20 protein-coding genes and 1 pseudogene are annotated in these 23,081 nt (G+C 58.5%); 10 read left to right on the top strand and 11 right to left on the bottom strand.

The features are described 5' to 3' along the window. Positions 1 to 84: 84 nt before the first annotated feature. The 6 genes from lpdA to ampD form a co-directional block, all read right to left on the bottom strand. Positions 85 to 1,509: a dihydrolipoyl dehydrogenase gene (gene lpdA, locus J8Z22_RS19750; RefSeq protein WP_028111538.1), complete on the bottom strand. Its 1,425-nt coding sequence runs from the start codon at positions 1,507 to 1,509 to the stop codon at positions 85 to 87. A gap of 126 nt (positions 1,510 to 1,635) precedes the next feature. Next, entirely contained in the window at positions 1,636 to 3,291 is a 1,656-nt protein-coding gene (aceF, locus tag J8Z22_RS19755) for a dihydrolipoyllysine-residue acetyltransferase (RefSeq protein ID WP_252007750.1), read from the bottom strand. A gap of 15 nt (positions 3,292 to 3,306) precedes the next feature. After that, positions 3,307 to 5,973: a pyruvate dehydrogenase (acetyl-transferring), homodimeric type gene (aceE, locus tag J8Z22_RS19760; protein ID WP_028111536.1), complete on the bottom strand. Its 2,667-nt coding sequence runs from the start codon at positions 5,971 to 5,973 to the stop codon at positions 3,307 to 3,309. Positions 5,974 to 6,048: 75 nt separating this feature from the next. Continuing rightward, positions 6,049 to 6,804 (bottom strand): pyruvate dehydrogenase complex transcriptional repressor PdhR, encoded by a 756-nt coding sequence (gene pdhR, locus J8Z22_RS19765; protein ID WP_028111535.1) that lies wholly within the window; start codon positions 6,802 to 6,804, stop codon positions 6,049 to 6,051. A gap of 581 nt (positions 6,805 to 7,385) precedes the next feature. After that, complete coding sequence (gene ampE / locus J8Z22_RS19770) at positions 7,386 to 8,234, bottom strand: beta-lactamase regulator AmpE (protein ID WP_028111534.1); 849 nt, start codon at positions 8,232 to 8,234, stop codon at positions 7,386 to 7,388. Further along, positions 8,235 to 8,813 (bottom strand): 1,6-anhydro-N-acetylmuramyl-L-alanine amidase AmpD, encoded by a 579-nt coding sequence (gene ampD, locus J8Z22_RS19775; protein ID WP_371878035.1) that lies wholly within the window; start codon positions 8,811 to 8,813, stop codon positions 8,235 to 8,237. Between the two features lie 45 nt (positions 8,814 to 8,858). On the opposite strand from ampD, the gene J8Z22_RS19780 reads away from it, so the two are divergent. The 9 genes and pseudogenes from J8Z22_RS19780 to yacG all read left to right on the top strand — a co-directional run bounded on the left by J8Z22_RS19780 (position 8,859) and on the right by yacG (position 16,174). Next, complete coding sequence (locus J8Z22_RS19780; RefSeq protein ID WP_028111532.1) at positions 8,859 to 9,359, top strand: TIGR02281 family clan AA aspartic protease; 501 nt, start codon at positions 8,859 to 8,861, stop codon at positions 9,357 to 9,359. Between the two features lie 6 nt (positions 9,360 to 9,365). Beyond that, positions 9,366 to 10,205 carry a carboxylating nicotinate-nucleotide diphosphorylase gene (nadC, locus tag J8Z22_RS19785; protein WP_252007753.1) on the top strand — a complete coding sequence of 280 codons (840 nt, stop codon included), beginning with the start codon at positions 9,366 to 9,368 and terminating at the stop codon, positions 10,203 to 10,205. Positions 10,206 to 10,422: 217 nt separating this feature from the next. Continuing rightward, entirely contained in the window at positions 10,423 to 10,860 is a 438-nt protein-coding gene (locus tag J8Z22_RS19790; protein ID WP_035414953.1) for a prepilin-type N-terminal cleavage/methylation domain-containing protein, read from the top strand. A 69-nt stretch (positions 10,861 to 10,929) separates the two neighbouring features. Next, a pseudogene (gene pilB / locus J8Z22_RS19795) lies at positions 10,930 to 12,456 on the top strand (type IV-A pilus assembly ATPase PilB); the annotation flags it as partial. Positions 12,457 to 12,464: 8 nt separating this feature from the next. Then, positions 12,465 to 13,703 carry a type II secretion system F family protein gene (locus tag J8Z22_RS19800; RefSeq protein ID WP_252007754.1) on the top strand — a complete coding sequence of 413 codons (1,239 nt, stop codon included), beginning with the start codon at positions 12,465 to 12,467 and terminating at the stop codon, positions 13,701 to 13,703. 36 nt (positions 13,704 to 13,739) lie between these two features. After that, positions 13,740 to 14,621 (top strand): A24 family peptidase, encoded by an 882-nt coding sequence (locus tag J8Z22_RS19805; protein WP_028111527.1) that lies wholly within the window; start codon positions 13,740 to 13,742, stop codon positions 14,619 to 14,621. Further along, entirely contained in the window at positions 14,618 to 15,241 is a 624-nt protein-coding gene (gene coaE / locus J8Z22_RS19810) for a dephospho-CoA kinase (RefSeq protein WP_028111526.1), read from the top strand. Before J8Z22_RS19805 ends, coaE begins: the two co-directional genes overlap by 4 nt. Continuing rightward, positions 15,219 to 15,974 (top strand): cell division protein ZapD, encoded by a 756-nt coding sequence (locus tag J8Z22_RS19815; protein WP_028111525.1) that lies wholly within the window; start codon positions 15,219 to 15,221, stop codon positions 15,972 to 15,974. Before coaE ends, J8Z22_RS19815 begins: the two co-directional genes overlap by 23 nt. Further along, positions 15,971 to 16,174: a DNA gyrase inhibitor YacG gene (gene yacG, locus J8Z22_RS19820; RefSeq protein WP_028111524.1), complete on the top strand. Its 204-nt coding sequence runs from the start codon at positions 15,971 to 15,973 to the stop codon at positions 16,172 to 16,174. The genes J8Z22_RS19815 and yacG overlap by 4 nt, the downstream gene beginning before the upstream one ends. A gap of 7 nt (positions 16,175 to 16,181) precedes the next feature. Here the strand turns inward: yacG and mutT are convergent, their stop codons facing one another. From mutT to J8Z22_RS19835, 3 genes are all read right to left on the bottom strand, one after another. Then, on the bottom strand, positions 16,182 to 16,562 hold the full coding sequence (gene mutT / locus J8Z22_RS19825) for an 8-oxo-dGTP diphosphatase MutT (protein ID WP_028111523.1): 381 nt from the start codon (positions 16,560 to 16,562) through the stop codon (positions 16,182 to 16,184). Between the two features lie 62 nt (positions 16,563 to 16,624). Further along, on the bottom strand, positions 16,625 to 19,312 hold the full coding sequence (gene secA, locus J8Z22_RS19830) for a preprotein translocase subunit SecA (protein WP_028111522.1): 2,688 nt from the start codon (positions 19,310 to 19,312) through the stop codon (positions 16,625 to 16,627). A 73-nt stretch (positions 19,313 to 19,385) separates the two neighbouring features. Continuing rightward, on the bottom strand, positions 19,386 to 20,291 hold the full coding sequence (locus J8Z22_RS19835; RefSeq protein ID WP_028111521.1) for a M23 family metallopeptidase: 906 nt from the start codon (positions 20,289 to 20,291) through the stop codon (positions 19,386 to 19,388). On the opposite strand from J8Z22_RS19835, the gene J8Z22_RS19840 reads away from it, so the two are divergent. Further along, a complete protein-coding gene (locus J8Z22_RS19840) occupies positions 20,290 to 20,769 on the top strand; it encodes a DUF721 domain-containing protein (RefSeq protein WP_169629187.1) in 480 nt (159 codons plus the stop codon). The two genes, J8Z22_RS19835 and J8Z22_RS19840, sit on opposite strands and share 2 nt — an antisense overlap. Before the next feature lie 5 nt (positions 20,770 to 20,774). Here the strand turns inward: J8Z22_RS19840 and lpxC are convergent, their stop codons facing one another. Then, positions 20,775 to 21,686, bottom strand: a complete 912-nt coding sequence (gene lpxC / locus J8Z22_RS19845; RefSeq protein ID WP_028111519.1) for a UDP-3-O-acyl-N-acetylglucosamine deacetylase — start codon at positions 21,684 to 21,686, stop codon at positions 20,775 to 20,777. Between the two features lie 100 nt (positions 21,687 to 21,786). Next, positions 21,787 to 23,013, bottom strand: coding sequence for a cell division protein FtsZ (ftsZ, locus tag J8Z22_RS19850; RefSeq protein WP_028111518.1), 1,227 nt, complete (start codon positions 23,011 to 23,013; stop codon positions 21,787 to 21,789). Positions 23,014 to 23,081 lie beyond the last annotated feature (68 nt).

Here is a 23,081-nt window from a genome sequence, read left to right on the forward strand (position 1 = left end):
ACTTTAAATTCACTTCGGCAAAACGTCCATCCAACTGTGCATAAAAAAAGCGGCCGAAGCCGCTTATTTTGCATTTGAAGAGGGTTACTTCTTCTTTGCCTTGGGGTTGGGCAGATCAGTAATGCTGCCTTCGTACACTTCCGCAGCCAAACCCACTGATTCATGCAGGGTTGGGTGGGCATGAATGGTCAATGCCAGATCTTCGGCATCGCACCCCATCTCAATGGCCAAGCCAATCTCTCCCAGCAGTTCACCGCCGTTGCTGCCGACAATGGCACCACCGATCACCCGGTGGGTTTCCTTGTCGAAAATCAGCTTGGTCATGCCATCGGAGGCGTCCTGAGCAATGGCACGGCCACTGGCAGCCCATGGGAAGGTAGCGGTCTCATAGCTGATGCCCTGAGTCTTGGCTTCCTTCTCGGTCAGACCCACCCAGGCCACTTCCGGATCGGTATAGGCGATGGACGGAATCACCTTGGGATCAAAGTAGTGCTTCTTACCGGAGATCACTTCGGCGGCCACGTGGCCTTCATGCACGCCTTTGTGCGCCAGCATTGGCTGACCAACGATGTCGCCAATGGCGTGAATGTGATTAACGTTAGTGCGCATCTGCTTATCGACATTGATGAAGCCGCGCTCATCAATCTTGACCCCGGCCTTGTCGGCGTCAATCAGTTTGCCGTTCGGGGTGCGGCCAATGGCCACCAGCACTGCGTCGTAACGCTGGGCTTCGGCAGGGGCCTTCTTGCCTTCCATGCTGACGTAGATGCCATCATCTTTGGCTTCCACCTGGGTGACCTTGGTCTCCAGCATGAAGTTAAACTTGTTCTTCATCCGCTTGGTGAATACCCGGACCACGTCTTTGTCGGCCGCAGGGATCACCTGGTCCAGCATCTCAACCACTTCCACCTGGCTGCCCAGGGCGTGGTAGACGGTACCCATCTCAAGACCGATGATGCCGCCGCCCATGATCAGCAGGCGCTCTGGCACTTCCTTGAGTTCCAGGGCATCGGTGGAATCCCAGATGCGCGGATCTTCATGAGGAATGAACGGCAACTCGATGGGGCGAGAGCCGGCGGCGATGATGGCGTGATCAAAATTCACCACGGTGGTGCCATCGGCGCCTTCCACGGCAATGCTGTTCGGGCCGGTAAACTTACCGAAGCCGTTCACCACCTTCACCTTGCGCATCTTGGCCATGCCGGATAAACCGCCGGTCAGCTGACCAATCACTTTCTCTTTGTGGGCGCGCACCTGGTCAAGATCGATCTTCGGCTCGCCGAAGGTCACGCCGTGAGCGGCCATGGCTTTGGCTTCATCGATAACTTTGGCCACGTGCAGCAGGGCTTTTGATGGGATGCAGCCGACGTTCAAACACACCCCACCCAGGGTGCTGAAGCGCTCGATGATGACGGTCTCAAGACCTAAATCAGCGGCACGAAACGCGGCGGAGTAACCGGCAGGTCCGGCACCGAGAACCACTACCTGGGTTTTAATCTCGTTGCTCATAATATCCTCTATTTTTTATTCATTCCGTTGGGGCAGCCACCACCTGACGGCGGGGATGCGGGCATTGTACTGCCCCGGTTCCATAAACAAAAGGCCAACCAGATTGGTCGGCCTTTATATGCCGATTTACAGAATCAATCGACGGATGTCAGCCAGTGTCTGACTCAGGGTGCTGATGAATCGGGCGCCATCGGCTCCGTCAATCACCCTGTGATCATAAGACAGGGCCAGCGGCAGCATCAGTCGCGGCTGGAAGGCCTGCCCATCCCACTTCGGCTTCATCTCGGAGCGGGACACCCCGAGGATGGCCACATCCGGGGCATTGACGATGGGGGTAAATTGCGTCCCGCCGATGCCGCCCAGGCTGGAGATGGTGAAGCAGCTGCCCTGCATGTCGGCCGCCGTCAACTTACCTTTACGAGCCTTGGCGGACAACTCCCCCAAGTCCCGGGACAGTTCGTTGATGCCCTTGGTGTTAACGTCGCGAACCACGGGCACAACCAGACCGTTTGGCGTATCCACCGCCACACCGATGTGGATGTACTTCTTCATCACCAGGTGCTCGCCATCGGCAGACAGGGAGCTGTTGAACTTGGGATGCAACTCCAACGCTCGGGCCACCGCCTTGAGGATAAACACCAACGGCGTCAGCTTAACGCCGTCTTCCAGCTTGGCCGCCAGCTGGTTCTGCTGCTTGCGGAACGCTTCCTGATCGGTGATGTCCGCTTCATCAAACTGAGTCACATGAGGAATGGTGACCCAGTTGCGATGCAGATTCGGGCCGGAGATCTTCTGAATCCGGGTCAGAGGCACCAACTCCACTTCACCAAACTTGGCAAAGTCGACTTTCGGCGGCTCAATTACCTGCAGGCCGTTACCGGCACCAGTGCTGGTCGCGGCGCTGGCCTTAGGACGGGACAGTTCGTACTTAACGTACGCCTGCACGTCCTCTTTGACGATGCGATTCTTACGCCCGGTCCCTTTCACCAGGGTCAGGTCGACACCAAATTCATTGGCCAGACGGCGAACCGCCGGCGAGGCGTACACGGCACCGGTACTCTTCGGCGCCGCCGCAGAGGGGTGATGAGGTACCGGCGGTGCGCTGGGTTTAGGCGCAGGCGCCGCCGGGGCAGCAGCCGCAGCCTCGGCAGGGGCCGGCGCAACGGGCGCCTCAGCGACCGCTTCCTCGGCAACGGTTTCCAGCACCGCCACCAGGCCACCTTCGCCAATCTTATCGCCCACGGCCACTTTCAGCTCTTTGACCACACCGCCAAAGGGGGCGGGCACTTCCATGGTGGCCTTGTCGGTTTCCAGGGTGATCAGGCCCTGTTCCGCCTCGACGGTATCGCCGACGGCAACCAGCACCTCGATGATGTCCACTTCACCGGACTCACCAATATCAGGTACCTGAACTTGCTGCAGGCTCGGCGTGCCGGCGGCAGGGGTTGCCACTTCGGCCTCAACGGCAGCGGCCTTCGGGGCTTCCGCCACAGGGGCAGCCTCGGCGGGTGCCTCGGACGGAGCTTCTGCAGGCGCCTCTGCCCCCGCCACCTCGACCAGGGCAATCAGGTCGCCTTCGGACACCTTGTCACCCACGGCCACTTTCAGCTCAACCACGGTACCGGCGTCTTCACTGGGCACATCCATGGTGGCCTTATCGGTCTCCACGGTGATCAGTGAGCCTTCGGCTTCCACGGCATCGCCGGCGGCCACGCACAGTTCGATGATCTCTACCGCATCGCCACCGACGTCGGGCAGGCGGATCTCTTTAATTTGTGACATCTTACTTAATCCCTATCAGGCCCACAGCGGGTTCTGTTTGTCGGTATCGATACCGTATTGCTCAATGGTATCGGTCAGGACCTTCACCGGCAGTTCACCGCGGTCTACCAGAGACTTCAGTGAGGCCAGCACGATCCAGCGGGAATCCACTTCGAAGTGGTGGCGCAGATTGGAGCGGCTGTCGGAGCGGCCGAAACCGTCGGTGCCAAGCACGCTGTAATCCGACGGTACCCAGGCACGAACCTGGTCGGCGTAAGATTTCATGTAGTCCGTCGCGGCAATCACCGGCGCCTCCGCAGACAGCACGGTGCTAATGTAGGCTTGCTGAGGTTCGGCCGTTGGATTCAGCAGATTCACCCGGTCAGCGGCCTGACCGTCACGGGTCAGTTCATTGAAGCTGGTGACGCTGAACACATCCACATCGATGCCATAGTCTTTGGCCAGGGCATCGGCGGCTTTGCGCACCTGTTGCAAAATGGAACCACAGCCCAGCAACTGCACCTTACCTTTACCAGAGCCCTTGAGGGTGTCCAGCTTGTAGATGCCTTTGATGATGCCCTCTTCCACCCCTTCCGGCATGGCAGGCTGCTCGTAGTTCTCGTTGAGGGTGGTCAGGTAGTAGAAGATGTCTTCCTGCGCCTCGCCGTACATCCGCTCCAGACCGTTATGAACGATCACCGCCACTTCGTAGCCGTAGGTCGGATCATAGGTAATGCAGCTAGGAATGGTGTTGGCCTGAATGTGGCTGTGACCGTCCTGATGCTGAAGGCCTTCGCCATTCAACGTGGTTCGACCGGAGGTACCGCCGACCAGGAAGCCACGAGCACGCTGGTCACCGGCCGCCCAGGCCATGTCACCGATGCGCTGGAAGCCAAACATCGAGTAGTAGATGTAGAACGGAATGGTCGGCGCATCGTTGGTGGAGTAACTGGTCGCCGCAGCCAGCCAGGAACTCATGGCACCCAGTTCGTTGATGCCTTCCTGCAGCACCTGACCTTTCTTGTCTTCGCGGTAGTACGCCACCTGGTCTTTATCCTGAGGGGTGTACTTCTGCCCTTCGTGGGCGTAGATGCCCACCTGACGGAACAAGCCTTCCATACCAAAGGTACGGGCCTCGTCCGGAATGATCGGCACCACACGCTTGCCGATCTGCTTGTCCTTCAACAACGCCGTCAGCACCCGTACAAAGGCCATGGTTGTGGAGATTTCACGACCATTGGATCCCTTGAGCACCGCATCGAAGGCCTTCAGTGGCGGCGTCACCAGTTCTTCGGAGAACTTGGAGCTGCGGGCCGGCATGTACCCTTTCAAGGCTTCCCGGCGCTCGCGCAAGTACTGCACCTCTGGGGAGTCTTCACCCGGGTGATAGTAGGGAATCTCTTCCAGCTGCTCATCGCTCAGCGGAATGTTGAAGCGATCACGGAAGTGCTTCAGCGCCTCCACGTCCATCTTCTTCACCCCGTGGGCGATGTTTTTGCCCTCACCGGCGTCACCCATGCCATAACCCTTAACGGTCTTAGCCAGGATCACCGTTGGACGGCCTTTGGTTTCATTGGCTTTCTTCAGAGCCGCGTACACCTTGACCGGATCATGGCCACCGCGATTCAGACGCCAGATGTCGCTGTCGGACATGTTGGCCACCATCTCGGCGGTCTCCGGGTACTTGCCGAAGAAGTGCTCGCGGGTGTAGGCGCCCCCCTTGGCTTTGCAGTTCTGATATTCGCCGTCAACGGTCTCTTCCATCAACTGCAACAGCTTGCCGGAGGTGTCCTGAGCCAACAGCGGATCCCAGTAGCGACCCCAGATCACCTTGATCACTTCCCAGCCGGCACCGCGGAATTCACCTTCCAGCTCCTGAATGATCTTGCCGTTACCACGAACCGGGCCGTCGAGACGCTGCAGGTTACAGTTAACGATGAAGATCAGGTTGTCCAACTCTTCGCGGGACGCCAGGCCGATGGCCCCCAGGGCTTCCGGCTCATCCACTTCGCCGTCGCCGAGGAAGCAGTACACCTTCTGTTCGGAGCAATCTTTAATGCCACGGTCGGTGAGGTATTTCAGGTAGCGTGCCTGGTAGATGGCCGCGATGGGACCCAGCCCCATGGACACGGTCGGGAATTGCCAGTAATCCGGCATCAAGCGCGGATGGGGGTAAGAGGAGATGCCTTTGCCGTCCACTTCCTGGCGGAAGTTATCCAGCTGATCTTCACTCAGGCGGCCTTCCAGGAAGGAGCGAGAGTAGATCCCCGGCGCAATGTGGCCCTGGAAATACACCAGGTCGCCGCCGTCCTTATCGTTCGGGGCGCGGAAAAAGTGGTTGAAACACACGTCATACAGGGTGGCACTGGAGGCAAAACTGGAGATGTGTCCACCCAGCTCCAGATCTTTCTTGGAAGCCCGTAACACCATCGCCAGGGCATTCCAGCGAATGATGGCTCGAATACGGTGTTCCAGTTCCTGATTTCCGGGCATGTTAGGCTCATGGCCTACCGGGATGGTGTTGACGTAAGCGGTGGTGGCTTTGTACGGCAGGTGACCGCCGCTGCGGCGGGCTTTGTCGATCATCTGCTCCAGCAGATAATGGGCACGTTCCGGGCCCTCTTGCTCCAAAACCGCGGCCAGGGCGCCCAGCCATTCCTGAGTTTCTTGCGGATCCACGTCGTGTGGCATCATTTCCGGCATCACAATGTTCCTCTTTCCATCGTTGCTTGTGATGGGGCAGTCCAGAGGATCTGAACTGCCTTTACTCGCATTCTGCTAGTAGTCGTTTCGCAAGCGTCGCAAACTCCGCTGCTGACGACTGTCCTCCTGGCGCACTTCGATAGTGACTTCTTCGATGTAGGCCAGGTGTTCGTTGGACGCTCTGCGTGCCACTTCGGGCTCGCGATTCAAGATCGCTTTTAACAGGGCTTCCCGATGCAGGTTGGCGTAGTGTGCTGAGCCCTCACGGCGATAAAGAAGCTCAAGGTTTTCAGCAACATTACGCTCAAGCAATGGCGAAAGACTCAATACAACGTGCAACATCGCCACGTTGTGAGAAGCCTCGGCCACCGCCCGGTAGAAGTCCACGATGGCCGTCGCTTCAAGCTCCAGCTGTCCTTGAACTTCGTTAAGACGATCAATTCGCTGTTTCAGTATTGCGCGGTCCGAATCCGTTCCCCGCAATGCTGCATAATAGGCCATCATACCTTCGGTTGCGTGACGGAACTCCAGTAAGTCGTACTGTGTCTCTGGATTGTCTGCCAGCAATTCAATCAGGGGATCGGCCAGGCTTTTCCACAGCTGATCCTGCACATAGGTGCCGCCTCCCTGGCGCCGGTTGAGTAGGCCTTTAACCTCCAGCTTCTGAATCGCCTCACGCAGTGATGGTCGAGACACTTCAAACTGTTGCGCCAGCTCGCGCTCCGGTGGCAGTTTTTGCCCCGGTTTCAGGCTGCCCTCTAAAATCATCTTTTCCAGTTGGTTTACGATGACGTCAGACAGCTTAGGCTGGCTAATTTTTTGGTAGGCCATGGTCGGATAACTTCCCAGTCTGTTAATGGTTTGTCAATTGGTATGACCATTAATAGTGCGAACGGAAATGTACCAGATCACACTCTTTCATGGCAACCACTTTGATTGATATCACACATTGCAATTAAAAGATCGACCCGATCGACAAAACCGAACAGGGACTTATCACAATGGTATGACCACTTTACAAAGCAACGATATCAAAAGAATCAATGAATAAGATTCTGGCAAGCAACGAGGATTGCTGCCACGTTAGATCATCCGACCTTTGAGAGACAGATCAATCGACCAGCTCGCAAAACCGACAATTAACGTTAGTTTTATTGCTATCGACCCTGAACAACCTCTAAAGGCGGCGCATTTTTAGCCAGCCCGGGCCCTGGGGCAGCGCTTTTTGTGCGCTGGCTCACCCGCCCCGAGCGACCAACAGTGAAACCCGCCCGCCGCCGAGTATTCACAACCCGCCCCACAGGCGTCATTGGTGAGAAAAACGACCACCCAGACTCAAGGCGACCCGGCCAGGGGGGAGATAAAATGACCGGAAACCGAAGAGCCGCCGATCGGTAACCGGCGGAGTTGCCTTAATGAATAAAGCCGAAGATGGTCAGCAGCGACACCACGATCAGCAGCAGGGTGACGTTGCGTTTGGCCAGCTTCAACAGCGACAGGGTCGACTGAACGCATACCGGTGCCGCGGTTTCCAGCGGAATCTCCTCGGCCACCAACGCCACTTCGGTGATCAGCTCTCGGGCTGACACCGTCGGCCGAAACGCCAGTGACATCCACACCGACAAGGCACGACTGAAATGGCCGGTCAGGGCAAAACCAAACGCCACGATGCGGGCCGGCAACCAATCCATCAGCGCCAACAATGGCTTCACCAGCGGTCGGTGAAGTTGCGCCCGCTCAAAATGATCGTGGTAGGCACGTACCGTGCAATACAAAGTGGCGACCGCCGGGCCCAGCAACACGAAGTAGAGCGCTACGGCAGCGTAGTAGCGGTAGTTCAGCCAGGCAGCCACCTGCCCCATGCGCTGACCCAACTCCTTTTCCGACACCGCTTCCATGGGCACCACATCCACGCGGTCGGCAGTATGGAAGCAAGCCTGAACATCGCCCCGACACGCCGCCTGCAGATACTCCTTGAAGCGTTCCCTCAGTTCACTGTGGCCAAACAGCACCACTCCGACCAGCAACCACAACCCCAGATGCCAGAGGCCATAGGCACTGCCCTGAACTTCATAAGCCAGCAGCGCCACCAGCGCCGCCGGCAGCACCAGCACCAGGGCCATCCGCCACCATGAGCGCAACTGCACGTCGTTAAACACCGCTCGCTGGTAGGCGCCGAACACCACATTGAATTGCAGCATCGGGGCAATCAGCTTTAAGCGTTCAAGGATCAGGACCACTAACAGGGAAAACAGTGCCATCTACATCGCCTTGTTCAGTTCATTGAGAAAACGGGGCCAGTCAAATGCGGGGCCGGGGTCGGTCTTGCGGCCGGGCGCAATGTCGCTGTGACCGACAATCCGCTCACGTGAGATTCGAGGGTAAGCATCTAATAAAGCGGCCGTTACTTCAACCAGGCTGGCGTATTGAGCCGGGCAGTAGGGACAAGAATCTGTGCCTTCCATCTCAATGCCAATGGAGAAATCGTTGCAGCGACTGCGCCCCGCCAGTTCACTGACGCCGGCATGCCAGGCGCGACGATCGAACGGCACATACTGCACCACACTGCCATCCCGACGAATGAACAGGTGCGCCGACACCTTGAGGCCGCGAACGTCCGCCAGCACCGGACTGTCCAGCTGAATGCAGCCGAGAAACAGCTGGTCGACGTAGCCACTGCCAAACTGGCCCGGGCACAGGCTGATGTTATGGATGACGATGGCGTCGACATCGCACTCCGGCGGGCGGGCATCCTGAAACGGCGAGAAGCGGTGCTCGGCCTGCATCACCCAGCGGCCGCCGGGCTCCAGTTCAGTGTAATTGCGGTTGGCCTTTTGCATACAGAAACTTAATAATGATCCCATTGCCACTGTAACAGGTTGAAGATGGACAAGACACGCCCCACCAGCCCCTTTGGAAAGCCGATGCTGATTCTGGCCTGGCTGTCGCTGTTGTTGCTGCTGTATCTCTATTTCGATGACAAACTGGAGCAGCAGTTCAACCCCAATCAGCAACCGGACGCCGTCGGCAGTGAACTGGTGCTGCAGCAAAATCAGCGCGGCCACTATGTGGTCAGCGGCCAGCTCAATCAGAGGCCGGTAACCCTGATGCTGGATACCGGCGCCACTACCACCTCCATTCCGGCGCACCTGGCCGAATCGCTGGGACTGCAGGCTGGCGCTCCGTTTCCGGTCAGCACCGCCAACGGAACCGTCACCGTCTACAGAACCCGAATAGAAACTCTCAAAATCGGTGCGCTGACCTTGTATAATCTGGACGCCAGCCTAAACCCTGGCCAACACGACGACACCATTCTGCTGGGCATGAACGCCCTAAGGCATCTGGAATTGGTACAACGTGGTCAAACGCTCACAATCAGGAAGTAACACACTATGCTGGAAAATGACATCCGTCTTGCTGTCGCCACCGCCCTGGCGGAAGATCTCGGCGGCCTCAGTGCCGAACAGGGCGACATCACCGCGCAACTGATCCCGGCGGACCGCTACAGCGAGGCCACCATCCTCTGCCGCGAGGAAGCGGTGTTCTGCGGTAAAGCCTGGGTGGAGCAAGTCTTCAATCAGCTGGGCGGCGACGTGGCGCTGCACTGGCATGTGGACGACGGCGATCTGGTGGTTGCCAACCAGGTGCTGTGTGAACTGGCCGGCCCGGCCCGCACCCTGCTGACCGGCGAACGGGTGGCACTGAACTTCGTCCAGACCTTGTCCGGCGTCGCCACCCTGGTGAATCAATACGTACTCAAACTGGATGGCACCGACACCAAGCTGCTGGATACCCGCAAGACCCTGCCGGGTCTGCGCACCGCCCAGAAGTACGCCGTAACCTGCGGCGGCGGCAAAAACCATCGCATCGGCCTGTTTGATGCCTTCCTGATCAAAGAGAACCACATCCATGCCTGCGGCGGCATTGCCGCTGCCATTGACGCCGCCCGGGCGCTGCACGCCGATAAGCCGGTTGAGGTAGAGGTGGAAAACCTCGATGAGCTGGCCCAGGCCATCGACGGCGGCGCCGACATCATCATGCTGGACAACTTCGACCTGACCATGCAGATGCAGGCGGTCAAGCTCAATGGCGGTCGTGCCAAGCTGGAAGTCAGCGGTAACGTTACCCTGGACACCATCGCCAGTTTTGCCCACACCGGCATCGACTACATCTCGGTCGGCGCCCTGACCAAACACGTGCGGGCGGTGGACCTGTCGATGCGGTTCAAATAAAACAGCAAAAAACGGCATCTGAGGATGCCGTTTTTCTTTTCAGAAATCTCCCGCCTTTTCAGTCACAACCACCAAAATCATCGGCAAAACCCGGCGTGGGTGTCGGCTTTTGCCTTGTGTCACCCCCATCCTGTACTAGCTTTGATAGTGGAAGCCGCTCTGGGAAGGAGTTCCGGAGCGACGACAAGGAAAGCCGTTTCTGGAAAGGAGTATCCTGATGAAAATCCGTCAACACGCCGGTGGTTTTACCCTGATCGAACTGATGATTGTGGTGGCCATCGTCGGCATCCTCGCCGCCATCGCCCTGCCCGCTTACCAGACCTACACCAAACGCGCCAAATTCAGTGAGGTGATCTCAGCCACCGGCTCCATCAAGACCCAAATCGAGGTGTGCGTGCAAACCAATGGCACCACAGGCAACGCCGCCGCGGTGCACACCGCCTGCAGCGGTAAGGTCAGCATCGACGGCGACGGCAACGTCACCGGCGCCGCCGGCGGTGCCAACGTCGCCTCGGTCACCTACACCGCAGCCGGCATCACCGCCACCGCCGTCGCCGGGGTCGACAGCGCCACCTACATCCTGACCCCGACGGCCAGTGGTGGCACGCTGTCCTGGGCTCAGTCCGGCACCTGCGTCGCCGCCGGTCTGTGTTGATTCGGTTGGGGAGGCGGCGCCTCCCCCTCTGCCGTTATGGACGAGTCTCTGTACCGCCGGGCGGTCAACTTCGGCACTCCGCTGTTTGACATCCAGGCCCTCAACCCCGACAACCTGCCCGGTGAGCAGATCAGCGTGCGGCTGGTGGAGCAGTATCGCTGCCTGCCCATCGGCAAACGCGGCGATCACCTGTTTGTGGCCACCAGCGATCCGGCCAATCTGACGGCGCTGGAAGATTTTGAATTCAATACCGGCCATCATGTTATCCCCATTCTGGTGGCCGAAGAGGCGCTGGACGCCTTTATCGACGGTTACCTGGAAAACGACTTCGATGCCCTGGAGCTCAGTGAACTGGATGAGCAGAACCTGGGCAGCATCGAAGTGGAGGACGGCAGCGACACCGCCGTCGACGAACCGGGCCCCTCCAAAGATGACGCCCCCATTGTCATCTACATCAACAAGCTGCTTACCGATGCCATTAAACGCGGCGCCTCGGATCTGCATTTTGAGCCCTATGAGAAAGAGTACCGCATCCGCTTTCGCATCGACGGCGTACTGCACCCCATCTCCAGCCCACCGGTAAACCTGGCCAGCCGCATCTCCGCCCGATTGAAAGTGATGTCCAAACTGGACATCGCCGAGCGGCGCCTGCCCCAGGACGGCCGCATCAAGCTGCGGCTGGGGCGAAAAAAATCCATCGATTTCCGAGTCTCAACCCTGCCAACCCTGTTCGGGGAAAAGATCGTGATGCGGATTCTGGACGGCTCGGCGGCGCTGCTGAACATCGACGCCCTCGGCTATGAGCCGGATCAAAAAGCGCGCTTTTGCGACACCCTGGCCCGGCCTCAGGGGATGATTCTGGTTACCGGGCCCACCGGCTCCGGCAAAACCGTGTCCCTCTACACCGGGCTCAACATTCTCAACACCGCCCAGCGCAACATCTCCACCGCCGAGGATCCGGTGGAGATCAACCTCAACGGCATCAACCAGGTGCAGATCAACAACAAGGCCGGCCTCAGTTTTGCCGCCGCACTGCGGGCCTTTCTCCGTCAGGATCCGGACGTGGTGATGGTGGGGGAGATACGGGATCTGGAGACCGCCGAAATTGCCATTAAAGCCGCCCAGACCGGTCACCTGGTGTTGTCGACCCTGCATACCAATTCGGCCGCCGAAACCCTGACCAGGTTGCAAAATATGGGGGTGGCTCCATATAACATCGCCGCTTCGGTGTCACTGATCATCGCCCAGCGTCTGTGTCGGCGTCTCTGTCCTCACTGCAAACAGCCAGAACCCCTGCCGGAACCGGTGCTGGCCCGCGAAGGGTTCAGCCGTGACCAAATCAACAGCGGCCTGACCCTGTATCAAGCCAAAGGCTGCGCTCACTGCACCGGCGGTTACAAAGGCCGGCTGGGCGTGTACGAATTGATGCCCATGAACCCGGCTCTGGCGGAACTGATCATGGCCGACGGCACCTCGTTGGCCCTGCAAGCCCTGGCCCGTCAGCAGGGAATGGTGCCACTGAGGGAGTCGGGGCTGGCCAAGGCCGCCCAGGGGCTCACCAGTCTGGCGGAGATCAACCGCATCACCAGCTTCTAGGAGTCGCCATGTCCGGCAGCAAAACGGCAGCGTCGGCGCAGTTGAAAGTGATCGAGTACCTGTGGCGAGGGGCCAACCGAGCCGGCCAGCGAACCAAGGGGGAAATTCGTGCCCACAGCCAGGAGGAGGCTCGGGCACAGCTGCGACGCCAGGGCATTCATGCCATCCGCCTGAAGCGCAAGCCGCAGCCCCTGTTCAACCGCAACACCAAGGTCACCGCCATGGACGTGGCGGTGATCACCCGCCAGATTGCCACCATGCTGCTAGCCGGGGTGCCACTGGTAACCACCCTGAAGATGATCAGTCAGGGTCATGAAAAAGCCAGCATGCGTCAGCTGCTGGGAGAGGTGCTGTTGCAAGTGGAAGCGGGGCTGCCGCTGTCTCAGGCATTGCGGCCGCACCGGCTGCATTTCGACGAGCTGTACTGCGACCTGATTCAAGCCGGTGAGCACTCCGGCGCCCTGGATAGGGTGTTTGACCGAATTGCCACCTACCGGGAGAAAGCCGAGGCACTGAAATCGAAGATCAAGAAGGCGATGTTCTACCCCACCGCCGTCATCCTGGTGGCGGTGATCGTCACCGTGATTCTGCTGCTGTTTGTGGTGCCACAGTTTGAAGAGATTTTTGCCAGCTTTAACGCCCAGCTGCCGGCTTTTACCCAGATGGTGATCGGTCTGTCCCGGTTTCTGCAACACGCCTGGCCCTACTTCGTTGCCACCCTGGTAGCGCTGGTATGGGGGTTTGTGCTCTGCCACCGCCGCTCCGTCACCTTTCGCGATCGCGTCGATGCGCTGCTGTTGTCACTGCCCCTGGTCGGCCCGATCCTGAATAAGGGCGCCATCGCCCGCTTTGCCCGTACCCTGGCCACCACCTTTGCCGCCGGGGTGCCGCTGATCGAAGGGCTGGAGTCCGCCGGCGGCGCCAGCGGCAATGCGGTCTATCGCCGCGCCATTGCCACCATTCGCCAAGAGGTGATTGCCGGCATGCAGATGAACATGGCAATGCGGGGCCAGCGGCGTTTTCCCGATATGCTGGTGCAGATGGTGATGATTGGTGAGGAATCCGGCGCCCTGGATGAGATGCTGAATAAGATCGCCACCATCTACGAGATGCAGGTGGACGATGCCGTCGATGGCCTTTCTAGCCTGATCGAGCCCCTGCTGATGGTGGTCATCGGCACCTTAGTCGGCGGTTTAGTTGTGGCAATGTATCTTCCGATCTTCCAATTAGGTAGCGTGGTCGGCTAGGATCTCCCTAGTTAACTCATTCAGCTGAATAGATAAATGGATTACTGGATTCCCCTACTGCAACAGCAGCCCTGGCTTTTTGTGACTGGCACCGCCCTGCTGGGTTTGATCATCGGCAGCTTTTTAAACGTGGTGATCCATCGCCTGCCGCTGATCATGGACCGCGACTGGCGCCTGGAATGCCAGGAGTATTGTCAGCAGCCGGTAACCATGCCGGATCTGCCCAGCCCGTTCAATCTGGCGGTGCCCCGCTCCCGCTGTGGCCATTGCCAGACTCCGATTCCGGCCCGGCATAACATTCCACTGTTGAGCTTCCTGCTGCTCAAAGGCCGCTGTCATCACTGCCAGAGCCCCATCGGCTGGCGCTATCCTATGGTCGAGCTGCTGACCGGCATCCTATCTGCGACCCTGGCCTGGCATTTCGGCCCCAGCCTGACCTTCCTGGCGTTGTGGCTGCTGACCCTGGGGCTGATCGCCCTGGCCTTCATCGATGCCGACACCATGCTGCTGCCGGATCAAATTACCCTGCCGCTGCTATGGGCCGGACTGCTGTTTAACCTCTATGGCGGGCTGGTGCCACTGGAAACCGCGGTGATCGGTGCCGCGTTCGGCTACCTGAGCCTGTGGAGTGTGTTCCAGGGCTTTAAACTGCTCACCGGCAAAGAGGGGATGGGCTACGGCGACTTCAAGCTGTTGGCGCTGTTTGGCGCCTGGCTGGGATGGCAGCCGCTGCTGCTGATCATTTTGCTCTCTTCCGTCCTCGGCGCCGTCTTCGGCCTTGGGCAGATGGCGCTGGGCAAACTCAATCGTGACCACCCCATGCCCTTCGGCCCCTGGATCATCGCCGCCGGCTGGGTGGCAATCCTGTGGGGCAACGACATCATCCATTGGTACCTAAGCCGGATGCTCGGCCTATGAGCGCCCTGCTGATCGGCCTCACCGGCGGCATCGGTTCCGGCAAAACCACGGTAGCCAACCTGTTTGCCGACCGCGGCATCGAACTCATCGATGCCGATCTCATCGCCCGCGAGGTGGTGGCCCCGGGCAGTGACGGCCTCGCGGCCATCGTCGACCATTTCGGCGCCGACGTTTTGAATGGTGAGGGTCAGTTGGATCGGGCCGCGCTGCGACAGCGGGTATTTAACGACGAGCAGGAGCTGGCCTGGCTCAACGCCTTGATCCATCCACTGGTGCGCGCCACCATGGTGGCACGTGGACGGCAAGCACGCTCCGCCTACGCCTTGCTGGTGATCCCGCTGCTGATCGAAAACGGCCTGCAATCTCTGGTAGAGCGGGTGGTGGTGGTGGATCTGCCGGAAGCGGAACAGATTCGTCGCACCATGGCCCGGGACGACAACAGCCGCAGCCTGGTGGAAAACATCATGGCCAATCAGGCCAGCCGCCAGCAACGACTGGACGGCGCCGATGACCGCATTGACAACAGCGGCGATCTGACCGACCTTACTCAACAGGTGGACGCCCTGCACCAACAGTATCTAACCCTAGCCAGGAACCATGACTCAGACAACGGTATTTGAACACCCGCTCAATGAGCGCACCCGACTGTACCTGCGGGTAGAGCAGCTCCATCAAGCTTTGTCTGATGCCCGCAGTGGCAATCAGGCCAGCAGCCACCGTGGTTTCTTTCGCACCCTGTTTGAGCTGTGTGAAGTACTGGAGCGAGCCGATCTGAAGGGTGATCTCGGCAAACAGCTGGATAACAGCCTGACCCTGGTCAAACAGTGGCAGAGCCAGGCCGGGGTGGATCAGCAACAGCTGCGCGCCCTGGTCAGTACCCTGGAAGGTCAAAGCCAGGCATTGCAGCAGATGGAGCGGCCCGGTCAGAGCATCAAGCAGGATAAATTTCTCAGCCAGATTCGACAGCGAATCAGCCTGGCCGGTGGCGCCTGCGGCTTCGATCTGCCGCGGCTTCAATACTGGCTGCACCTGTCAAAAGAGACTCGACTGGCGCAGATGCAACAATGGATCGCGACCCTGGCGCCGGTGCTGAATGCCGTTGAGCTGCAGCTGCAGCTGATTCGGGAATGCAGCCCATGGCAAAACAAGGTGGCGGTGCAGGGGCAATTTCTCCATAATGCGCCCCAGCCCCTGGCACTGCTGAGGTTGCGCCTGGACAATCACTACGGCTGCTACCCTATCATCAGTGGTCATAGGAACCGTTTCAGCATCAATATGATGCACTATGAGCAGGGCAACGCCGATGTGCGTAACATCCCCTTTATGATGTCACTGTCGATGGAGAGCCCATGACCTTAGAAGTACAATGCCCGACCTGCAGCGCCAAGGTCACCTGGGACAACGAACACCCGTTCAAGCCGTTCTGCAGCGAGCGCTGTAAGCTCATCGATCTCGGCGACTGGGCCGATGAGAAACACGCCATTGCGGCGGACCCGGAACTGCCGGATGATCTGGGCTACGACCAGGGCGACTTCTTTAAGCAGCCGGACTGAGGAAGCGCTACAGCCGGTCGATGACCGACTGGTTGGCGTCGGGGAAAGGCAACTGCTTTAACTCCGCGACGCTGGCCCAGCGCAGCGGCTGCCCCTCGCGGGCAACCGCCTGCCCCCGAACCTGGGTCACTCGGTAGAAGTGCAGTTCCAGGGTGCGATCCGAAAACGCAAACACCTTGCGCTCCATCAACTCGGCGTCACCGACTTCCAGTCCCACCTCCTCCTGCAACTCCCGGTTCAGCCCCTGTAGCGGCGTCTCCCCCGCTTCCAGCTTACCACCGGGAAACTCCCACTTACCCGCCAGGTGCTGCTTGCCCTGACGCAGGCTGATCAGGTACTGGTTGCGATCATTGGCCACCAGACCGATGACGATTTTCTGAATCTCCATGAGCATTCCTTTCTTCAAAAAAAATGCCAGTCCGAAGACTGGCATTCTCTGCACCAGGGGGGTTACGCCAGCTTACCGTGGCACTGCTTGTATTTCTTACCTGAGCCACAGGGGCACGGCTCGTTACGACCGACCTTAGGTTGCTGTGGTTGCTCCTGCTCACCGGCACCGGAGTAGTTACGCTGAGCCGCCAGAGCCTCTTCCTGCTCACGGCGCTTGGCTTCCATCTCGTCCACTTCCGACTGAGTCTGCACTCGTACCTTAGACAGCACCGCAATGACGTCGTGCTTCAACGATTCCAGCATGTTCTCAAACAGCTCGAACGATTCACGCTTGTACTCCTGCTTCGGGTTCTTCTGGGCGTAACCGCGCAGATGGATGCCCTGACGCAGGTGATCCATGGCCGCCAGGTGCTCCTTCCACAGGTTGTCCAGAGTCTGCAGCATGATCGCCTTTTCGAACTGGCGCAGTACCGGTTCACCGACAAACTGCTCTTTCTCTTTGTAGGCGGCACTCCAGGCGTCGATGATGCGCTCACGCAGCGTCTCTTCATGAAGATCGTCGTCCTCCTGCAGCCAGGCACTGATCGGCAGTTGCAGGGCAAACTCGGAGTTCAGGCGCTCTTCCAGGCCTGGAACGTCCCACATCTCTTCCAGAGACTGGGGTGGAATGTAACTGTTGATGACGTTGCTGAGTACGTCTTCACGGATCACTTCGATGGTTTCGGCGATGCTGTCACTTTCAATCAGCTCGTTACGCTGGGCGTACACCACTTTACGCTGGTCGTTGGCCACATCATCGAACTCCAGCAACTGCTTACGGATGTCGAAGTTGCGTGCTTCCACCTTGCGCTGGGCGCCTTCGATGGATTTAGTTACCCATGGATGCTCAATGGCTTCGCCCTTCTCCATACCCAGCTTCTTCATCAGGCCGGAGACACGGTCAGAGGCGAAGATGCGCATCAGCGAATCTTCCATGGACAGGTAGAAACGGGAGGAACCGGCATCACCCTGACGACCGGAACGGCCACGCAGCTGGTTGTCGATTCGACGGGATTCGTGACGCTCGGTACCGATGATGTGCAGACCACCGGCTTCCAGTACCGCGTCATGGCGCTGCTGCCAATCGGCCTTCTTCTCGGCAATCTTGTCTTCACTGGCCCCATCGGCGCTCAACTTGTCCAGCTCCGCCTGCCAGCTGCCTCCGAGCACGATGTCGGTACCACGACCGGCCATGTTGGTGGCGATGGTCACCGCACCGGAACGGCCGGCATCGGCCACGATCTGCGCTTCCTGTTCGTGGAACTTGGCGTTCAGAACGTTGTGCTTGATCTTGGCTTTACGCAGGGCGTTGGACAGCAGTTCGGACGCCTCAATGGAGATGGTACCCACCAGCGTCGGCTGGCCGCGCTCCTGGCAATCCTTGATGTCGGCGATGATGGCCTCAAACTTCTCCGGCTCGGTCAGGTACACCTGATCAGGGCGGTCGTCACGAACCATAGGACGGTTGGTCGGCACCACCACGGTATCCAGGTTATAGATATGCTGGAATTCGAACGCTTCGGTATCGGCGGTACCGGTCATGCCACCCAACTTGTCGTACAGGCGGAAATAGTTCTGGAAGGTGATGGAGGCCAGGGTTTGGTTTTCGTTCTGAATCTTAACTTTTTCCTTGGCTTCCACCGCCTGGTGCAAACCTTCGGACCAGCGACGACCAGGCATGGTACGGCCGGTGTGCTCATCCACGATGACGATTTCGCCGTCCTGAATGATGTAGTCGACGTCCTTTTCAAACAGGGTGTGCGCCCGCAGGGCGGCGTTGACGTGGTGCAGCAACGAGATGTTGGCGGCACTGTAGAGGGAGTCGCCCTCTGGCAGCATGCCGATCTGCATCAGCAACTGCTCCACTTTCTCCTGGCCACGCTCGGTCAGGTGAACCTGTTTACCCTTCTCATCGATGGTGTAGTCACCCTCACCGGTGTACTCCTCGGTGTCTTCCTGGTCCTGACGAGTCAGCTTCGGAATGATGGTGTCGACCTTGATGTAGGATTCGGAGCTGTCTTCGGCGGCACCGGAGATGATCAGCGGTGTCCGGGCCTCATCGATCAGGATGGAATCCACTTCATCGATGATGGCGTAAAACAGCGGACGCTGCACCCGCTCCGGGGCAGAGAAAGCCATGTTGTCGCGCAGGTAGTCAAAACCGAACTCGTTGTTGGTTCCGTAAGTGATGTCGGCCGCGTAGGCCTCTTTCTTCTGCTGCGGGCCCATGCCTGGTACGTTGATGCCAACGGTCATGCCCAGGAATTCAAACAGCGGACGGTTCCACTCCGCATCCCGGGTAGCCAGGTAATCGTTGACGGTAATGACGTGAACGCCTTTGTCGGTCAGGGCATTCAGGTAAGCCGGCAGGGTCGCGGTCAGGGTTTTACCTTCACCGGTGCGCATCTCGGCGATGCGGCCGGATTGCAGCACCATGCCGCCCATCAGCTGCACGTCGAAGTGACGCATACCAAACACACGCTTGGACGCTTCACGAACCACGGCAAAGGCTTCCGGAAGGATGTCGTCCAGGCTGGTCCCGTCGGCCACCCTTTTCTTAAACTCCTCGGTTTTCTGCTTGAGCTGTTCATCGCTCAGCGCTTCGTATTCCGCTTCCAGTTGGTTGACCTGTTCGGCAACCTTGCGCAGCTGCTTCAGAGTCCGTTCGTTCTTACTACCAAAAATTTTGGTGAGGAGTTGTGCAAACATCGTTTTAATTCACTTTTGACTTACGCTTCGGCTGGCAGGACCAGATTTCAGCGTGGTTACCATTCAAGTTCCACTAGCTGCGGGGCTTACGATACACGTATTTGTTAGGGTCTACTTGCCGATCATTGCGCAACACTTCGTAGTGTACATGGGGTCCGGTAGATCGGCCGGTGTTGCCCAGCTCGGCGACGACGTCGCCTTTGCTGACCACCTGGCCTGCCTTGACCAAAAGCGACTTATTATGACCATATCGGGTTTTCAAACCGTTACCATGATCAATCTCTACCAGATTGCCGTAGCCAAACATCTCGCCGGAGTAAGTCACCACTCCGGCGCCAGTAGCCACGACATCCCCACCCTCGGTTCCCGCAAAATCGATGCCTTTGTGCATCGCGGGTCGTCCGGTGAATGGATCATTGCGCATCCCATAATCGGAAGACTGCCAGCCCTTGACGATAGGACGTCCGGACAAATAGCTGCTTAAATCGATATGGTGATTGCGATCGACAGTTTCAAGTAGGCTCAGCTTTTCATCGGAGCGTTGCAGTCGCACCGCGAGCTGCTCCATCTCCAGCAAAAGCTGCTTCAACTCGACGTCACCGAGTTGATCGGCGTTGGCACCGCCTAGGCCTACTTCAGACGAAAAATCAAATTGTTCAGTTAGTTCGGCCTTGTCGGCCAGGGTAATACCCAGGGATTCAAGCCGGTTCATCTGAGCTTGCATGCGGCCCAGGCGCATCGCCAGGGTCGCCAATTGGGTCTGAGTCAGCTGCTTGATTTCCTGCACCTGCTCCTGGTCTTCGGTCTGGCTCTTCTGCGCCTCCGCCACCTGGCGCAGGGCGTCCTGGAGCTGATCACTGCTGACCTTCCACAGACCGATGCCAGCCGCTACCAGGACCAGAGGCAATAAAAACCACCCGGCTCCCGGTTGCCAGTGCCTGACACCGTGCTTTCCCTTAATAAAGACTGTTACACTCATGGAGTACTTATCTTTTGTTTATTGTCTTGGTATGAAATCAAAACCGACTGACCTTGCAGATCTCATGAGCCATAAGCTGGTCGACGTTCGCCAGCGAACCGACACTCTGCGAAGATTGCAGCAGGCTGTTACCCAATTAGTGGGTAACGAGCTCAATGGCCGCTATCGGGTTGCCAATGTGCGCAACGGCGTCGTCATTATTGAAACGGACTCCGCCGCCTGGGCCACCAGACTGCAATTTCAAAAGATGCAGCTGCTGCAACAACTCAGGCAACAAAACTTCCCAATGCTCACCACTATTGAGATCAAAGTCAACCCGGGGTTATCCAGGATTCAGCGCCCGGTTGCAAAAAATACCAATCAACTGAGCCAACAGGCCGCCGATCAGCTTCAGGAGCTGGCAAATTCATTAGGCGGTAGCTTAGGGGAGAAACTAAAAAAACTGGCCGCCCATGGGGGCGGCCAGAAGAAATCATAATCGCATCAAGCGGTAACCGGAGCCAGGTAGTCCATCGGGACTTCCTGTGGCTTCTCAAAGCTCACCAGCTCCCAGCACTCCTGCTGCTCCAGCACGGCCCGAATCAACTGGTTGTTGAGAGCGTGGCCTGACTTGTACGCCGTGAACTCACCCAGGATGGCGTAGCCCCCCAGGTACAGATCGCCAATGGCATCCAGAATCTTGTGCTTCACGAACTCATTGTCGACCCGCAGACCATCTGGGTTAAGGATGCGGAACTCATCCAGAACCACGGCATTTTCCATGCTACCGCCCAGTGCCAGGTTGTTGGCACGCAGGTACTCGATGTCGCGCATGAACCCAAAGGTACGGGCACGGCTCACCTGCTTAATGTACTCGGCAGAGGAGAAATCCATCACCATCTTCTGCTGGCTACGGGCGATCTCCGGGTGATCAAAGTCAATGGCAAAGTTGAGTTTAAAGCCGTTGTAGGGGCGGAACTCGGCCCACTTGTCACCCTCTTCTACCCGAATCGGCTTGCGGATACGCAGATACTGTTTGGACGCAGGCTGCTCCACAAGACCGGCGGTCTGCAGAAGAAAGACAAATGGACTGGCACTGCCATCCATAATCGGAATCTCAGGGGCATCCACCTCGATAACGGCGTTATCGACACCCAGGCCGGCCAGAGCCGACAGCAGGTGCTCAACGGTGGCGATGCGGTGACCCTGTTCATTCACCAGACCGGTACACAGAGTGGTTTCACGCACCAGACCTGCGGCAGCAGGAATCTCAACGGCGGGGGTCAGATCGGTACGACGAAACACAATCCCTGTGCCCACTGGGGCGGGATTAATGCTCATGGTTACCTTGTTACCGGAATGGAGACCCACACCAGTAGCCTGAACCGGGCGTTGCAGAGTGCGTTGTTTACTCATAGACGGTCCTGCTCTCGTATAAACTCAATTAAGGGCGCATATTCTACCAGAAAAAATCCCTCAGGCCAAAATCTGGTCAGAGGAGCTCATTTCCAGTGGCTTAATCCAACTGCTTGCGCAGGAATGCCGGAATGTCCAGGTAAGCCCCTTTCTGAGGATCCTGAGCCGGAGCGGCATTGCTTTGCGGGTTGGAGCTCGGTGCCGCCGGTTGAGGCGCAACGGGCTCACTGCTGACCGCCGGCTCGACCCGAATCGGCTGCATCGACACCGCTGGCTGCTCCAGGTTCTGAGTCGGTGCAGGGGTAGCCACCGGCTGAGGCGGTGGCGTCGCCGCTTTTGGCGGTACCACGATCTGGATGTCTGGCTTCTTATCGGCACCGATACCGGTAGCCACCACGGTCACCCGAATCTCGTCGCTCATCTCCGGTTCGATCACGGTCCCCACCACGATGGTGGCGTTCTCGGACGCGTAGGCACGAACGTGGTCACCGATGAGGGTGTACTCTTCGATGGACAGATCCATGCCACAGGTGATGTTCACCAGCACCCCTTTGGCACCGGTCAGATCGATGTCTTCCAGCAGCGGGCTGGAGACGGCCGCTTCCGCCGCCTCTTCGGCGCGGTTTTCACCACGGGCGACACCGGTGCCCATCATGGCATTGCCCATTTCGGACATCACGGTTTTCACGTCGGCGAAATCGACGTTGATCAGACCGGTACGGGTGATCAGTTCGGCAATCCCCTGTACCGCGCCCAGCAGCACGTTGTTGGCGGCGCTGAACGCTTCCAGCAAACTGGTCTTGGTGCCCAGCACTTTCAGCAGCTTGTCGTTGGGCACGGTGATCAAGGAATCCACGTGCTTGGACAGCTCTTCGATGCCCTGATCGGCATAGGCCGAACGCTTCTTGCCTTCAAACACGAACGGCTTGGTCACCACCGCCACGGTGAGGATTCCCTCCTCCTTGGCCACTTCGGCCACCACTGGCGCCGCACCGGTACCGGTGCCACCGCCCATGCCGGCGGCAATGAACACCATGTCAGACCCTTGCAAGGCTGCACGGATGGACTCTTTGTCCTCCATCGCCGCTTCGTGGCCGATGGCCGGGTTGGCACCGGCGCCCAGGCCCTTGGTGACATTCTTGCCCAGCTGAATCGTGGTGCCCGCCGAGGACTTGCGCAATGCCTGCGAGTCCGTGTTGGCCACGATAAACTGAGCTCCTTCGATGGTCTGTTCGACCATGTGTTCGATGGCATTCCCGCCACCGCCACCTACACCAATCACTTTAATGACGGCATCTTCGGTGTGCGCATCCACGACCTCAAACATACATATATCTCCGTTTAGCCTGCGTCCAAATTGTTCTATCGACCCTGCGGCCGCCGCGTCATGCAGAC

It is taken from the genome of Ferrimonas sp. SCSIO 43195, assembly GCF_023716685.1.
In the GTDB taxonomy this organism is placed as follows: domain Bacteria; phylum Pseudomonadota; class Gammaproteobacteria; order Enterobacterales; family Shewanellaceae; genus Ferrimonas; species Ferrimonas kyonanensis.

Coding starts and splice junctions, on each gene's coding strand:
- aceE (WP_028111536.1), bottom strand. CDS start 5,973: ATGCCGGAAATGATGCCACACGACGTGGATCCGCAAGAAACTCAGGAA.
- mutT (WP_028111523.1), bottom strand. CDS start 16,562: ATGGAGATTCAGAAAATCGTCATCGGTCTGGTGGCCAATGATCGCAAC.
- ampD (WP_371878035.1), bottom strand. CDS start 8,813: ATGCAAAAGGCCAACCGCAATTACACTGAACTGGAGCCCGGCGGCCGC.
- pdhR (WP_028111535.1), bottom strand. CDS start 6,804: ATGGCCTACCAAAAAATTAGCCAGCCTAAGCTGTCTGACGTCATCGTA.
- J8Z22_RS19805 (WP_028111527.1), top strand. CDS start 13,740: ATGGATTACTGGATTCCCCTACTGCAACAGCAGCCCTGGCTTTTTGTG.
- secA (WP_028111522.1), bottom strand. CDS start 19,312: ATGTTTGCACAACTCCTCACCAAAATTTTTGGTAGTAAGAACGAACGG.
- J8Z22_RS19800 (WP_252007754.1), top strand. CDS start 12,465: ATGTCCGGCAGCAAAACGGCAGCGTCGGCGCAGTTGAAAGTGATCGAG.
- J8Z22_RS19840 (WP_169629187.1), top strand. CDS start 20,290: ATGGAGTACTTATCTTTTGTTTATTGTCTTGGTATGAAATCAAAACCG.
- nadC (WP_252007753.1), top strand. CDS start 9,366: ATGCTGGAAAATGACATCCGTCTTGCTGTCGCCACCGCCCTGGCGGAA.
- ampE (WP_028111534.1), bottom strand. CDS start 8,234: ATGGCACTGTTTTCCCTGTTAGTGGTCCTGATCCTTGAACGCTTAAAG.
- coaE (WP_028111526.1), top strand. CDS start 14,618: ATGAGCGCCCTGCTGATCGGCCTCACCGGCGGCATCGGTTCCGGCAAA.
- aceF (WP_252007750.1), bottom strand. CDS start 3,291: ATGTCACAAATTAAAGAGATCCGCCTGCCCGACGTCGGTGGCGATGCG.
- lpxC (WP_028111519.1), bottom strand. CDS start 21,686: ATGAGTAAACAACGCACTCTGCAACGCCCGGTTCAGGCTACTGGTGTG.
- J8Z22_RS19780 (WP_028111532.1), top strand. CDS start 8,859: ATGGACAAGACACGCCCCACCAGCCCCTTTGGAAAGCCGATGCTGATT.
- J8Z22_RS19790 (WP_035414953.1), top strand. CDS start 10,423: ATGAAAATCCGTCAACACGCCGGTGGTTTTACCCTGATCGAACTGATG.
- lpdA (WP_028111538.1), bottom strand. CDS start 1,509: ATGAGCAACGAGATTAAAACCCAGGTAGTGGTTCTCGGTGCCGGACCT.
- yacG (WP_028111524.1), top strand. CDS start 15,971: ATGACCTTAGAAGTACAATGCCCGACCTGCAGCGCCAAGGTCACCTGG.
- J8Z22_RS19815 (WP_028111525.1), top strand. CDS start 15,219: ATGACTCAGACAACGGTATTTGAACACCCGCTCAATGAGCGCACCCGA.
- ftsZ (WP_028111518.1), bottom strand. CDS start 23,013: ATGTTTGAGGTCGTGGATGCGCACACCGAAGATGCCGTCATTAAAGTG.
- J8Z22_RS19835 (WP_028111521.1), bottom strand. CDS start 20,291: ATGAGTGTAACAGTCTTTATTAAGGGAAAGCACGGTGTCAGGCACTGG.